Below are 12,952 nucleotides of genomic sequence, written 5' to 3'. Positions count from 1 at the left end.
ATGACAAGCATGTTTTCAAAATTCGACAAGATCCGTTACGAGGGTCCCGATTCAAAAAATCCGCTGGCATTCCGCTGGTACGACGAAAACCGTATCGTAGGCGGCAAAACCATGAAGGAGCAGCTCCGCTTCGCCATCGCCTACTGGCACTCGTTCTGCGCCGACGGAGTCGATCCGTTCGGAGGCGTCACCCGCCATTTCCCTTGGGAAGGCATTTCCGATCCGATCGAACAGGCCAAGGCCAAGATGGATTCGGCCTTCGATTTCTTCGTCAAAATCGGCGCCCCCTACTACTGTTTCCACGACGTAGACATCGTCCGCGAAGGCGATACGGTAGCCGAGTACGAACGGAGGATGCACGCCATCGTGGAGTACGCCAAGCAGAAACAGGCTGAAACGGGCATCAAACTGCTGTGGGGCACGGCCAACGTATTCAGCAATGCCCGCTACATGAACGGTGCGGCCACGAACCCCGACTTCGCCGCCGTGGCCTGGGCCGGCACCCAGATCAAGAACGCGATCGACGCCACCATCGCCCTCGGCGGTGAAAATTATGTGTTCTGGGGCGGACGCGAGGGCTACATGTCCCTGCTCAACACCGACATGAAACGTGAGAAGGAGCACTTGGCCCGTATGCTGACCATGGCCCGCGACTATGCCCGCAAACAGGGTTTCAAAGGGACGTTCCTGATCGAGCCCAAGCCGATGGAACCCACCAAGCACCAGTACGACTACGACACCGAGACGGTGATCGGTTTCCTGCGCCACTGGGGGCTCGACAAGGACTTCAAGGTAAATATCGAGGTGAACCACGCCACGCTGGCCGGCCACACCTTCCAGCACGAACTGCAATGCGCCGTGGACGCCGGCATGTTGGGCAGTATCGACGCAAACCGCGGAGACGCCCAGAACGGCTGGGACACCGACCAGTTCCCGATCGACCTGCAGGACGCCGTGGAAGCCATGCTCGTCATTCTGGCCGGAGGCGGCATCGGACACGGGGGCTTCAATTTCGACGCCAAGGTACGCCGCAATTCGACCGACGTGGAAGACCTGTTCATCGCCCATATCAGCGGTATGGACACCTTCGCCCGCGCCCTGCTGATCGCCGACCGCATTCTCGCCGAATCGCCCTACGAGGCATGGCGCAAGGAGCGCTACGCATCGTTCGACTCGGGCAAGGGCGCCGAATTCGAACAGGGCGGTCTCTCTCTGGAACAACTGCGCGAATACGCTACGGAGCATACGCCCGAACAGCTCAGCGGCCACCAGGAGAAATACGAGCAGCTGCTTTCGATGTATATCTAACGGAAAACCTGAACCTGAATGAAACCCGAACCCATGGACAAAAACAGAAAAAGCGGCCCGTACCTGCTGTTCGTAACGATGGTCGCCACGCTCGGAGGTCTCCTGTTCGGATATGACACGGCGGTCATTTCCGGCACGGTGAAATACCTCGGGATCAACTTCATCGACCCGCTCGGCCTGGACGAAACGGCGGCCAGTTCCCTGCTCGGCTTCCTCGTATCGAGCGCCCTGATCGGCTGTGTCGTCGGCGGACTGATCGGAGGTTTCATGGCCACCCGGCTGGGGCGCAAGCGGAGCCTGCTGGTGGCGGCCGTGCTCTTCATCATATCGGCCGTCGGTTCCGCCTATCCCGAAATGGGATTCGCCCCGGGACACATGGATGAATTCATCACCCACTTCGTCATCTACCGTATCATCGGAGGCGTCGGCGTGGGACTGGCCTCGATGCTTTCGCCGATGTACATTGCCGAGATGGCTCCCGCAGAAAAACGCGGAAGCCTCGTCTCGTGGAACCAGTTCGCCATCATCTTCGGCATGGTAGTGGTCTACTTCGTCAACTACGGCATCGCACTCAGCGGCGACGAACAGTGGATCACGGAGACCGGATGGAGGCTGATGTTCCTCTCGGAGACGATCCCCGCCGTGCTGCTGCTTCTGCTGCTGTTCTTCATCCCCGAAAGTCCGCGATGGCTGATGATGAAGGGACGGGAGGAAAAGGCGGCCGGCATCATCCGCAAGGTGACGGGCGGGGATGCCGCCGGCGAGATCGCCGACATCAGGGCTTCACTGGGCGGCACCGTCCGTTCCCGGCTCTTCTCCTACGGAGTGGGAATCGTCGTGATCGGCATCCTGCTTTCGGTGTTCCAGCAGTTCGTGGGAATCAATGTGGTACTCTACTATGCTCCCGAAATCTTCCGCAACATGGGGCTGGGAACCAATGCGGCCCTGCTGCAGACCATTATCGTGGGCATCATCAACATGTCGTTCACCGTACTGGCCATCTTCACCGTCGACCGTTTCGGCCGTCGGCCGCTGATGATTATCGGCAGCCTGGGTATGGCCGTAAGCATGTTGACCCTCGGCTTCACCTTCTTCACCGGGCAGATGGGCATCCTCTCCCTGCTGGCCATGCTTTTCTACACGGCCTCCTTCGCCATGAGCTGGGGCCCGGTATGCTGGGTGCTGCTGTCCGAAATCTTTCCCAACAAGATCCGGGGACAGGCAATGGCCATCGCCGTAGCGGCCCAATGGACAGCCAACTACCTTGTATCGTGGACATTCCCCATGATGGACAAATCGACCTACCTGAACGAACTCTTCCACCACGGATTCGCCTATTGGGTGTATGCCCTGATGGGCATCCTGTCGGCCTTGTTCATATGGAAATTCGTTCCGGAAACCAAGGGGAAAACCCTCGAGGAGATGAACGGCCTGTTCAAAAAATAGGGCGGTCCCGAGACTGTCCGCATAAAAAAAGGCCTCTGCGGAGGCCTTTTTTTATGCGATTCCCTTATCTTTGTATATTACAACATCCTAAAAAAACCTATGCGATGAAAAAACTGTTCTATTCCGCCCTATTTCTCTGTCTCTCCGCAGGCGCAGGGCTGGCGAACCCGCCGAAATTCGCCGATATTTTCAACTCCGGCATGGTACTTCAGCGGGAAGCCCCCATCCGCGTATGGGGATCGGCCGATCCCGGCACCCGGGTGGAGGTTTCCATCCTGCGCACCCGGGTATCCGCCACGGCCGACGAAAAAGGAGCGTGGACAACGGAGCTGCCCGCCATGAAAGCGGGAGGCCCGTTCACCCTCTCCGTCTCCGCCGGGGACGAAAAGACGACGCTCGAAGACATTCTCGTGGGAGAGGTATGGTTCGCCGGCGGCCAGTCGAACATGGAGTTTTCGCTCCGCTCGAGCAAGGACGGCGACAAAGCTGTCGCCGAAGCGCAAAACCCCTACATCCGGGTCGCCTATGTACCCGCAATCCCCTACGAAGGGGCACAGCCCTGCAAGCCCGTTCCCTGGCGCCATGCCACCACCGACTATGTGCGTTCGATGAGCGCCGTGGGCTACTATTTCGCCAAAGAACTGCAGGAGACACTGAACGTTCCGGTAGGCATCATCTGCCTCTACAAGGGCAATACCACCGCCTCGGTATGGATGAGCCGCGAAAAGCTCCTTTCCGACCCGCTCTTCGTCCCGATCGCAGAGAATTACGACCGGTACATGGCGGCCATGGCCCCCGGCGAATACGAACGCCAGCTGGCCGACTACAAGGAGTGGAACACCTATTACCAGTCTCACGGCCGGCAGGGGAAACGCCTCCAGGAACCGATGGGCCCCAAAAACTTCCGCCGTCCGTCGGGCTTGTTCGCCAACGTCCTGCGCGTGGCGCCCATGACGATCCGGGGAGTCATCTTCTACCAGGGCGAGGCCAACACCACCCGCGCCGCCCAATACCAGAAACTGTTTCCTGCGCTGATCGAAGAGTGGCGTGAAATATTCCGGCAGCCCGACATGCCGTTCTATTTCGTGCAGGTACCCGAGCTGCAAGACCGCTCCACTTTCCCCGAACTGCGCTGGGCCCAGCTCCAGAGCTGGCTCCACACGCCCAATACGGGCATGGCTATGGCTATGGGATACGGCGAACCCGATCAGATACATCCCATCCAGAAACAACCCGTGGGACACCGTCTCGCCCTGATCGCGCTGGCCAAAAACTACGGATACGACCTGACCTACTCCGGCCCCATATACAAAGGTGTTTCGTTCGAGGACGGCAAGGCGGTCCTGACGTTCGATTTCGTCTGCGGAGGACTGGCTTCAGCTGACGGAAAACCACTGCGCAGTTTCACGATATGCGGCGAAGACCAGCAATTCGTCCCGGCCGAAGCCCGGATCGAGGGAGACAAAGTCGTGGTCTGGTCGGACCGGGTGACCGCTCCCGTAGCCGTGCGTTACAGTTGGTCGGTAGTGCCGGACGGCAACCTCATCAATACAGACTCGCTGCCCGCCTCACCGTTCCGCACCGATGACTTCCGGCTCAAAACCGAAGGCAAGCTGCACGATACCTACCGGTACGTCTATGCCAACGGACAGAAAATCATCCGCTGACCCGTCATTCCTGAAAAAAGGCAAAGGTGCCCATGCGGCACGATCGAAACGATTCACCCCCGCCGGAAACTGCTCCGCGGGGGTGTTTTCATCTCGGTATCTATCGACTTCGAATTTCTCTCTCTCCCGGTCACATCATCGTCCCGAAACGCCGCTTTCCCAGCAGATAGCGAAGGATAATCGAACCTCCGTAGATCATCCGCGGAGAGGCCACCGCCCCATCCTGTATCCGGCGGCGCTGTTCCCTCAGTTCGCCCCTCCGGCGGTGGAAATCCATGTGGGCCCGGAACACCTCCCGGAAGAAGTCGGGCCGGCCCTGCAACAGGAACACCAGCGCGGAGAGGCCGTCAAGCACCATTCTGAGGAAGAGGATCGCCTCCACCCGCCCGGCAGGCAGATTCTTATAGAGCATCGCCAGATTGTTGCGGTAATTGAGATAGATTTTCCTGGGCGTATTGTTGGGCAGGGTCCCGCCGCCCAGATGCCACACCCGGCTGCGGGGTTCGATCCACACCCGGTACCCGCGCAGTTGCGCCCGCCAGCAAAGGTCGATCTCCTCCATATGGGCGAAGAACTTTCCGTCGAAACCGCCCAGTTCCCGGAACATCCCGGCCCGCACGACCATGCAGGCCCCCGATGCCCAGAAGACCTCGCGGGCCGTGTCGTACTGTCCCTCGTCCCGCTCCAGCGTGGAGAGAATCCGCCCCCGGCAGAACGGATAGCCGAGCATATCCAGAAACCCTCCGCTCGCACCGGCATATTCGAAACGTCCCCGGTCGCCGTAAGCGAGCAGTTTGGGCGCCAGGGCGACGATCGAAGGATCGGACTCCATCCGTTCCACCAGCGGCCCGAGCCACCCCCGCGGCGTCTCCACATCCGAATTGAGCAGGACGAAATAATCGGCTTCCAGTTGTGCGAGAGCGCGGTTGTATCCCTCGGCATACCCGTAATTACGGTCCAGCAGCAGCAAGGTCACCCCAGGGAACCGCTCCCGCAACAGGACCAGCGAACCGTCCGTCGAACCGTTGTCGGCCACCACGATCTCCGCTTCCGCCGGGGTCGCATCCACCACGGAAGGCAGGAAACGGCGCAGGTGCTCCTCCCCGTTCCAATTCAGTATAACGACTTTGACTACCGGCATACGCACATCTCCGTTAAGATTCGGGAACCGCAGGAACGGGCTTGTGTTTCCATCGGCGATGCGACCACATCCACAGTTCCGGACTGCGACGGATCATCTTCTCCAGCTCGGCGGCATAGCGTTTCGTGATTTCGAACTCCTGCACGGGCTCCACGCCGTCGTAAATCGGATGGAAACTCACTTCGTAATGCGCCCGGCTCACTTTGCTGAGGCTCATTACGTAAACAGGCATTCCGAACTTGAGCGACAACTTTTCCACCCCCATGAAAAAGGCGGTCGGCTGGTGCAGAAAATCGAACCAATGGTTGATTTCGGGCTCGGGAGGCGTCTGATCGGCGATAAGCCCCAGTATCTGGCGGCATCCGTTCTTTTTGTTCTGCACAATGTTGCGCAGAAGGCAGTGCATGGCCACCGGCCGCAGACCGAAGCGCGAACGCATATATTTGTAATACTCGTCGAACGCCTTCTCGTGCAGGGGCCGGTAGACGCCGATCACCTGCGAGGCGGTGTGGAGCTGATACGCCCCGAAATATTCCCAACAGCCGAAATGAGCCAGAGCAGCGATCCAATCCTTGCCCTGCATCTGTGCCTCGACCTCGTCGACATTGGTGAAATGTATCCTCTCCTCGAGCTCCCGGCGGCTGATATTGACCAGATCGACCGTATCGACCACGACTTCGGAAAGATGACGGTAAAACCGCCGTTCGATCTCGTGCAGTTGCTCGGGCGTCTTTTCCGGGAAAGAGTTGCGCAGGTTTCCGCGCACCACCTTCAGCCGGTAACGCGCCATCTTGTAGATCGCAAAATAGAGCAGGTCCTGGAAAAAATGGTAGAGAACCCACGTGGGGAGCGCCCCCGCCGCACGGCAGGAGTTCAGCAACAGCCAATATCGCACCCGGGCCCAGAATTTCATTTTACGGTCTTGATAAATTCGTCATACACCAGCGGATTCGCCGCCACGATCTCCCGTCCGAAGATGAAGTTCCCGCCACCCGAATAGTCCGTCACCACGGCCCCGGCCCGCTGCGCGATGAAGGCTCCGGCAGCCACGTCCCAGGCCGAGAGCTTCACCTGCGAGAAGGCGTCCACCCGTCCGCAGGCCACATAGACCAGATCGGCCGTAGCCGACCCCACGCGGCGGATACCGTCGGTGTTGCGCTGGTAGTAGGCGATTCCGTCCAGAAAATCCTCCACCTCCGCGATCGTAGCATAGGAGAACCCCACGGCGATCAGGGCGTTTTCGAGCCGGTCCACCTTCGAGCAGACGATTCTCTCCCCGTTCAGATAGGCGTCCGAACCTTTCCACGCATGGAACAACTCACGGTGCGTCACTTCGTAGACCACGCCCGCCACCACCTCTTCGCCCTCCATCAGGGCGATGCTCACGCAGTAGGGCGGCAGTCCGTGCACGAAATTGGTGGTTCCGTCCAGCGGGTCGATCACCCACCGGAAACGCTCTCCGCGGCAGGAAGCCGTTCCCTCTTCGGTGATAAAACCCGAGCCGGGCAGGATTTCGCGCAGAGCCTCTACGATCATCCGTTCCGACTCCTTGTCCACGTAGGAGACCATATTATGCACACCCTTGAACTCCACATCGCTGAACGAAAAGTGTTTGCGCTGCGAATCTATATATTCCCCGGCCTTGCGGGCCACCTCGCAGACCCGCTCGCAAATCGTTTTGTAATCGGTCATACTATTCGACATAAATCTTCACTTTCGGACTCCGTGTCCGCACCTGCAGCCACTTCGCCAGTTTATCCTCGTCGATCCCCGATTCGGCGGAGACCGGTTTGACCAAGCACACGACCGCCGTATCGAGCGGCCGGCCCGCCGTGTCGTACCTCACCGCACGGGAGAGCGACACCGCCGCGATGTTCCCCACCACGACACCCGCCTCACGGGAAATATCGGCCACGGCCACCGTGTCGAAGGCGTACCGTTCCAGACGTTCCTGCAAACGGGCGATCTGGCAGTTCTTCTCCTCGAGAAGCTGCGCGTAATTCACGTTGATCGAACTGAAATCGAGCTTATCCATCTCCCCCGGCTGGCGCACAGTCAGTTCCGTTCCATAGAGCCCGTAACTGAGCAGCTGGGCCCGGGCGCTCTCGATCATATCCTCCGAAACGGGATCACCCATGAGCAGCAACTCGATCCGCGAATTTTTCCCGTCTCCCTTGTAGGTTTTCCTGTAATCCACCACCTGCGTGCGGTCCAGTCGGAACACGGCATTCACGTACCGGTCCGCATTGGTCTCGAAGATCGTCTGCTGCACGATCCGGTAGGCGATCACCACGCTGGGCACGATCGTCACCACGATGATGAGGATCATCGAACGGCGCACCTTCCGCTCCCGCGCCTTGTCCAGAAAGACCTTCTTGTCGTACTTCAGGAAACGGACGATGAAAAAGGTGGCGAAAGCGATAAAAACCGTATTGATGAAAAACAGATAGAATGCACCGAAAAAATAGGTCAACTGCCCCGTGGCCAGCCCGAAACCGGCCGTACAGAGGGGCGGCATCAGGGCGGTGGCGATCGCCACGCCGGGAATCACGGTCGAGGTGCGGTCCTTGCGCGACTGGGCCACGATACCGGCCAGACCGCCGAAAAAGGCGATCATCACATCGTAGGTGGTAGGCATCGTCCGCGCCAGCAGTTCGCTCTGGGCCGTACTGAGCGGAGAGACCCAGAAATAGAGCGTCGAGGTGAGGATGCTCACCAGCACCATGAACCCGAAATTGCGCAGCGAGCGCTTCATCAGCTCGAAATCGTTGATACCCAGCGAAAGGCCGATCCCCATGATCGGTCCCATCAGCGGAGAGATCAGCATGGCGCCGATGATCACGGCGGCAGAGTTGACATTGAGCCCCAGCGAGGCGATGAACGTGGCGAAAATCAGCACCCAGAGGTTCGTTCCCCGGAACTCGACCCCGCGGCCGATGTTCTCGACCACCTCGCTCTGCTGGGCCTTGTCCTCGTCCAGATCGAACTTGCTCCGCAGGAAACGGCCCAACGCTCCGATCCAGTATCTGTCCCTCCTTATCTTTTTTCCCGTCTCTTCCATTGTCGTTTCCTATTCGTCTTCGGAATCCGCATGCGACATTCTGTCCTTTTTCTCCCGGCCTGCCAGCACGATCACGAATTCTCCCCGCGGCTCGTGTTCCCGGAAATAGTCCATCGCTTCGGCCAGCGTGCCGCGCACCGTCTGTTCGAACTTCTTGGTCAACTCGCGCGACACCGAAACCCTGCGGTCGGGCCCGAACACCTCCGCCAGCTGCCCGAGGCATTTCACCAGGCGGTAAGGCGATTCGTAGAAAACGATCGTACGCTCCTCCCCGGCCAACTGTTGCAACCGTTTGACCCTACCCTTTTTCTGTGGAAGGAACCCTTCGAAACAAAAGCGGTCGCAGGGGAACCCGCTCTGCACGAGCGCCGGAATACAGGCCGTCGCCCCCGGAAGCGTCTCCACCTCCAGCCCGGCCTCGACGCAGGTGCGCACCAACAGAAAGCCCGGATCGGAGATGCCGGGCGTGCCGGCATCCGACACGAGCGCCACACTCTCGCCGGCGGCGATCCGCTCGGCGATCATCTCCACGGTAGCGTGTTCGTTGAATTTATGATGCGACCGGAGCTTCGGCTTCTCGATTCCCAGATGGGCCAGCAGGAAACCCGTCGTACGGGTATCCTCCGCAAGGATCATATCCGCATCGGAGAGCACTTTCACCGCCCGAAGCGTAATGTCGTCCAGATTGCCGATCGGTGTGGGAACTACGTACAGTTTTGCCATGGGCCCGAAGTCGTTGATCCGTCAGGAAAGTTTGCGCACGAGCAGTTCGACCAGCAGTTTCACCCCTTCGCTGTCGGGATTTCCGGTATAGTGGTCGTGCAGGTAGAGCATCGCCTCGTCCAGGTCCGTGAAAGCGTCCAGGGCGGTGATCGCCTCTTCGTAGGCAGCCGCATCACCGGCAAAGAGGTCTCGGATCATCAGGAACTTGTCGTTGATCCCGATCGACTTGCGCAATTCGTCCGTCCGCGTAGCCGCTACGCGGGAAGCCAGATCGTCGTGGGTCGCACTGCGGGCCAGGGCATCGCCGAGCGTCTCCCCCCGGGCGATCACCTCGCCCAGCACGGCCCCGGACTTTCCGGAGGCGAGAGTGACGGGCGGCTCGGTCCGCCCTTCCTCCACGATAGTTTCCCGCTCCGGCCGGAGAGTTTCCGCATCCGTCTCGGGAAAGGATTCCGCATCCCCTGCAGCCTCGGGACCGGCCACACATTCCACCGGCTCGCCGGCAGGTTCCGGACCGGCTGCAGGTTCCTCCACCTGGGTCTTCTCCACGAACCGCTCACAACGCACCTCGGCACGGCCTGATTCGTTTTTCACGATCTCGCAGTTCTCGCCGTAGAGCGAAAGGATCGTACGATGGTCGATCCGCCGACGTACCACGATTTCGTCCATATCGAACAACGGCTGGTCGGAACCGACCCCGTCAGCCGGACGGCCTCCGCCCTCCCCGGCAGGGAATTTCACCTCTTCCGCCTCTTTCGCCTTTTCCTCCGCCTGTCCGGCCAGCACCGCCTCTGCCACTTCGACAGCGGCCTCCCCGGCTTCGGAGGGTCCGGACAGTTCCCGGTCGAATTCACGGAGCATCTCCTCGGCCTGCTCACCCAGCTCTTCGGCCGTCGCCGCGGCCGGGACGGCGATCCCGGCATCCGAGGGAAGCTCCTCCGGGAGGTCCCGTTCGAAAAACATCACCTGCTCGTACAGGCATTTCAATTTGTCGAGCACCAGCTCCCGTTCTATATCGCTTACCGGCGAGTCGCCCCACCGGGAGGTGATCCTCCCGATTTTCGACAACTCCTCGTTGATCTGCTTCAAACTCATTTTCGATGAAAAATATTTGTCCAAAGGTACATTTTCTCACCATATAATACAAATCCGAAACAAAGAAAAAGCGGCATACCGTCGGGATATGCCGCTTTTCGGAGTCTTTCCGCTGCGGATCAGAAGCGCACGCTCACACCCAGCGAGGGAACATACGCCGTGGATTCATACTCTCCGGAGAATGTTCCTGCGGGCAGGGGCGGCAGGTACTCGTAAGAACCGTCGCGTTTGAATCCCTTGATGAACGTAAAGGCCAGATCGAGCGTCATGTTGCGCACGGGCTCGTAGCTCAGGCCGGCCGACACGCCCAGCTTGTTGGCTCCCGGCGTCTCCGGATTGTAGTAGTTGCTCCGCACGGGCGTCTCGTCGAAATAGGCACCCAGACGCACCTGAAGGGTCTTCAGGGCCTGCCACTGCGCACCCAGACGATATACGAACGTATTCTTGTAATCCTTCTTCAGATCCTGGTCGTTGTCGTTGAGCATGTTCTCCTTGAAATCGACCACCAGCCGGTCGTAGGCGTCCCACCCCACGTACTGCAGGTCGAACGACACGATCCAGCGGTCGGTCGGCATGTAGCTGACACCGAAATTCCAGTTCGAAGGCAACGGAAGCGAAGCGGCGAAAGTACCGTTATCCAGCATGGAGACGCTTCCCGAAATAGCCGACTGGATCGCATTGTTCGCATAGGTCAGCACAGCCTCGCCGTTATCGACCGTCATACGGATTTTCGAACGGTACGAAGCGCCGAGAATGATCTTCTTGCAGGGCTGCCACATGATTCCTACGTTGTATCCCACGCGCACGTTCGAACGCCCCTTCAGACGGACCGACACGGGCACCACGTCCTTATAAGCCTCGCCGAAAGCAGGAAGCTGGGCCAGATACCCGGCCGGAAGCACCGCCTTCGAGAGCGAGAAATTCCCGGTCGCCACCATCAGGCCGGCTCCGATGCTCAACCCGTCGAGCAGCTGGAGAGAAACCGTGGGCTGGAAGACGAACGACTTGAGAGCGATGTCCTGCACGGCGGCGGCTCCTTTCCAGTTATTGCCCCAGTCGAGCGAACTCCCGTAAGGGGTGGTCACCGAAAGCCCGGCGGCGATCATATCCTTCCACACGTTGAAGCCTGCATAGAAATACATGGGCGTGCTGATCGAATTGTCTGTATTGGCATGATAACCGCCCTCGCCCCGGTAGGTCACGTCAGTGGCCACGGCGGAGGCTCCGAACGACAGGTCCACCTTCTTGTCCATATAGACCAGCCCCGCAGGGTTGAAATGCATGCTTTCGGCCCCCAGTTTCATGGCCGTTCCCACATGCCCCATACCCGCCTGGCGGGTGCTCTGGAGATTCACCTGATACCCCTCTGCGAAAGCCGTCGCGGAGAGAAACACACTCAAAACAGTAATTAGTTTTCTCATAATTTTTTACAGATTGATTGCGGCACAAAACTATCATAAAATCGACAAATATTATCATATATGAAAAACTTTTCATAATTTTGCAGGGATATATGCGTAATTTAGAGACATTTAATATTTTCATCGAAATACACCATGACCAACAGTATCACGCCCCTTCGCCTCGGAGTCTTTTATGACGGTAATTTCCTGTTGCACGCATCCAACTACTACAACTATATCCACCCCCTGCATACACGGCTGAGCATCAGCGGACTGCACGATTTCATCCGGACCCGGGCCGCGCGGGCGGAAGAGTGTCCGCCCGCGCGGTGCCAGATCGCTGAAGCCCACTATTTCCGCGGGCGTATCAACGCAGCAGAGGCGTCGCAGCGCGGTAACCAGCTCTACAACGACCGCGTGTTCGAAGACATCCTGATGGCCGAGGGAATCCAGACCCACTATCTGCCCCTGCGGAATTTTTCGGGCCGCAAGGAGGAACGGGGCATCGACGTATGGCTCTCGCTGGAGGTGTTCGAACTGGCCATCATGCACCGCATCGACGTGGCGGTGCTGATCCTCTCCGACACGGACTACGCCCCCCTGCTGCGCAAACTCTGTTCGCTCGGCGTGCGGACCATGCTCCTGAGCTGGGAATTCGACTACCAGAACGACGAGGGAGGCAAGGTAGTCACCCGCACCTCGCACGAACTGCTCCAGCTGGCCACCTATCCCATCCCGATGCACGAGGAGATCGAACGCGGGCTGAAACAGGGAGACCCGTTGATCTCGGGCCTCTTCGTCGGAGGCGACAACGCCTCCTCGTCGGGCTCGGGAAGGGAAGTCAGCGAAATATTGAGCCTGAAAGACGGTTACGGCTTCATCAAATACCCGAACAACAACCTCTATTTCCACAACAAGGACGTCATCGGAGATTTCGCCGATCTGGCCCCCGGCGACACGGTGGAGTTCACCGTGGAGCGGAACCCGCAGAAACAGCAGGACGTGGCGAAAAACGTCCGCAAACTCGCACCCGAAGCCGGGGACGAAAAAGAGGAGTTCCCCGGACTGTACGAAATGTAATACGGTTACCGGTAAGAGTACGGATTCC

Annotated in this window: 11 protein-coding genes; 4 read left to right on the top strand and 7 right to left on the bottom strand. The window is 59.1% G+C overall.

The window, feature by feature from the left end:
- The 3 genes from xylA to INF32_RS02630 all read left to right on the top strand — a co-directional run bounded on the left by xylA (nt 1) and on the right by INF32_RS02630 (nt 4,421).
- Nucleotides 1–1,308, top strand: coding sequence for a xylose isomerase (gene xylA / locus INF32_RS02640; protein ID WP_226386866.1), 1,308 nt, complete (start codon nt 1–3; stop codon nt 1,306–1,308).
- 18 nt (nt 1,309–1,326) lie between these two features.
- Complete coding sequence (gene xylE, locus INF32_RS02635) at nt 1,327–2,754, top strand: D-xylose transporter XylE (RefSeq protein WP_226386865.1); 1,428 nt, start codon at nt 1,327–1,329, stop codon at nt 2,752–2,754.
- Nucleotides 2,755–2,858: 104 nt separating this feature from the next.
- A complete protein-coding gene (locus INF32_RS02630; protein ID WP_226386864.1) occupies nt 2,859–4,421 on the top strand; it encodes a sialate O-acetylesterase in 1,563 nt (520 codons plus the stop codon).
- A 130-nt stretch (nt 4,422–4,551) separates the two neighbouring features.
- Here the strand turns inward: INF32_RS02630 and INF32_RS02625 are convergent, their stop codons facing one another.
- The 7 genes from INF32_RS02625 to INF32_RS02595 all read right to left on the bottom strand — a co-directional run bounded on the left by INF32_RS02625 (nt 4,552) and on the right by INF32_RS02595 (nt 11,862).
- Nucleotides 4,552–5,562, bottom strand: coding sequence for a glycosyltransferase family 2 protein (locus INF32_RS02625; protein ID WP_226386863.1), 1,011 nt, complete (start codon nt 5,560–5,562; stop codon nt 4,552–4,554).
- Between the two features lie 13 nt (nt 5,563–5,575).
- Nucleotides 5,576–6,475, bottom strand: a complete 900-nt coding sequence (locus tag INF32_RS02620) for a lysophospholipid acyltransferase family protein (protein ID WP_226386862.1) — start codon at nt 6,473–6,475, stop codon at nt 5,576–5,578.
- On the bottom strand, nt 6,472–7,254 hold the full coding sequence (locus INF32_RS02615; protein ID WP_226386861.1) for an inositol monophosphatase family protein: 783 nt from the start codon (nt 7,252–7,254) through the stop codon (nt 6,472–6,474). Before INF32_RS02615 ends, INF32_RS02620 begins: the two co-directional genes overlap by 4 nt.
- A 1-nt stretch (nt 7,255) precedes the next feature.
- Nucleotides 7,256–8,623: a TIGR00341 family protein gene (locus INF32_RS02610; RefSeq protein WP_226386860.1), complete on the bottom strand. Its 1,368-nt coding sequence runs from the start codon at nt 8,621–8,623 to the stop codon at nt 7,256–7,258.
- A 9-nt stretch (nt 8,624–8,632) separates the two neighbouring features.
- Entirely contained in the window at nt 8,633–9,346 is a 714-nt protein-coding gene (gene rsmI / locus INF32_RS02605; protein WP_226386859.1) for a 16S rRNA (cytidine(1402)-2'-O)-methyltransferase, read from the bottom strand.
- A gap of 21 nt (nt 9,347–9,367) precedes the next feature.
- Nucleotides 9,368–10,441: a hypothetical protein gene (locus INF32_RS02600; RefSeq protein WP_226386858.1), complete on the bottom strand. Its 1,074-nt coding sequence runs from the start codon at nt 10,439–10,441 to the stop codon at nt 9,368–9,370.
- Between the two features lie 119 nt (nt 10,442–10,560).
- Nucleotides 10,561–11,862 (bottom strand): OmpP1/FadL family transporter, encoded by a 1,302-nt coding sequence (locus INF32_RS02595; RefSeq protein ID WP_226386857.1) that lies wholly within the window; start codon nt 11,860–11,862, stop codon nt 10,561–10,563.
- Between the two features lie 135 nt (nt 11,863–11,997).
- On the opposite strand from INF32_RS02595, the gene INF32_RS02590 reads away from it, so the two are divergent.
- On the top strand, nt 11,998–12,924 hold the full coding sequence (locus INF32_RS02590) for an NYN domain-containing protein (RefSeq protein ID WP_226386856.1): 927 nt from the start codon (nt 11,998–12,000) through the stop codon (nt 12,922–12,924).
- The last annotated feature ends 28 nt before the right edge of the window (nt 12,925–12,952 follow it).

The organism is Gallalistipes aquisgranensis, assembly GCF_014982715.1.
GTDB classification, from domain to species: Bacteria; Bacteroidota; Bacteroidia; order Bacteroidales; family Rikenellaceae; genus Gallalistipes; species Gallalistipes aquisgranensis.
Note: the sequence above shows the minus strand (reverse complement) of the source record. Positions and strands in the feature narration are given on the sequence as shown.

Bases quoted from the DNA above. Each gene is read 5' to 3' on its own strand.
- xylA (WP_226386866.1), top strand. From the start codon at position 1: ATGACAAGCATGTTTTCAAAATTCGACAAGATCCGTTACGAGGGTCCC.
- xylE (WP_226386865.1), top strand. From the start codon at position 1,327: ATGAAACCCGAACCCATGGACAAAAACAGAAAAAGCGGCCCGTACCTG.
- INF32_RS02630 (WP_226386864.1), top strand. From the start codon at position 2,859: ATGAAAAAACTGTTCTATTCCGCCCTATTTCTCTGTCTCTCCGCAGGC.
- INF32_RS02625 (WP_226386863.1), bottom strand. From the start codon at position 5,562: ATGCCGGTAGTCAAAGTCGTTATACTGAATTGGAACGGGGAGGAGCAC.
- INF32_RS02620 (WP_226386862.1), bottom strand. From the start codon at position 6,475: ATGAAATTCTGGGCCCGGGTGCGATATTGGCTGTTGCTGAACTCCTGC.
- INF32_RS02615 (WP_226386861.1), bottom strand. From the start codon at position 7,254: ATGACCGATTACAAAACGATTTGCGAGCGGGTCTGCGAGGTGGCCCGC.
- INF32_RS02610 (WP_226386860.1), bottom strand. From the start codon at position 8,623: ATGGAAGAGACGGGAAAAAAGATAAGGAGGGACAGATACTGGATCGGA.
- rsmI (WP_226386859.1), bottom strand. From the start codon at position 9,346: ATGGCAAAACTGTACGTAGTTCCCACACCGATCGGCAATCTGGACGAC.
- INF32_RS02600 (WP_226386858.1), bottom strand. From the start codon at position 10,441: ATGAGTTTGAAGCAGATCAACGAGGAGTTGTCGAAAATCGGGAGGATC.
- INF32_RS02595 (WP_226386857.1), bottom strand. From the start codon at position 11,862: ATGAGAAAACTAATTACTGTTTTGAGTGTGTTTCTCTCCGCGACGGCT.
- INF32_RS02590 (WP_226386856.1), top strand. From the start codon at position 11,998: ATGACCAACAGTATCACGCCCCTTCGCCTCGGAGTCTTTTATGACGGT.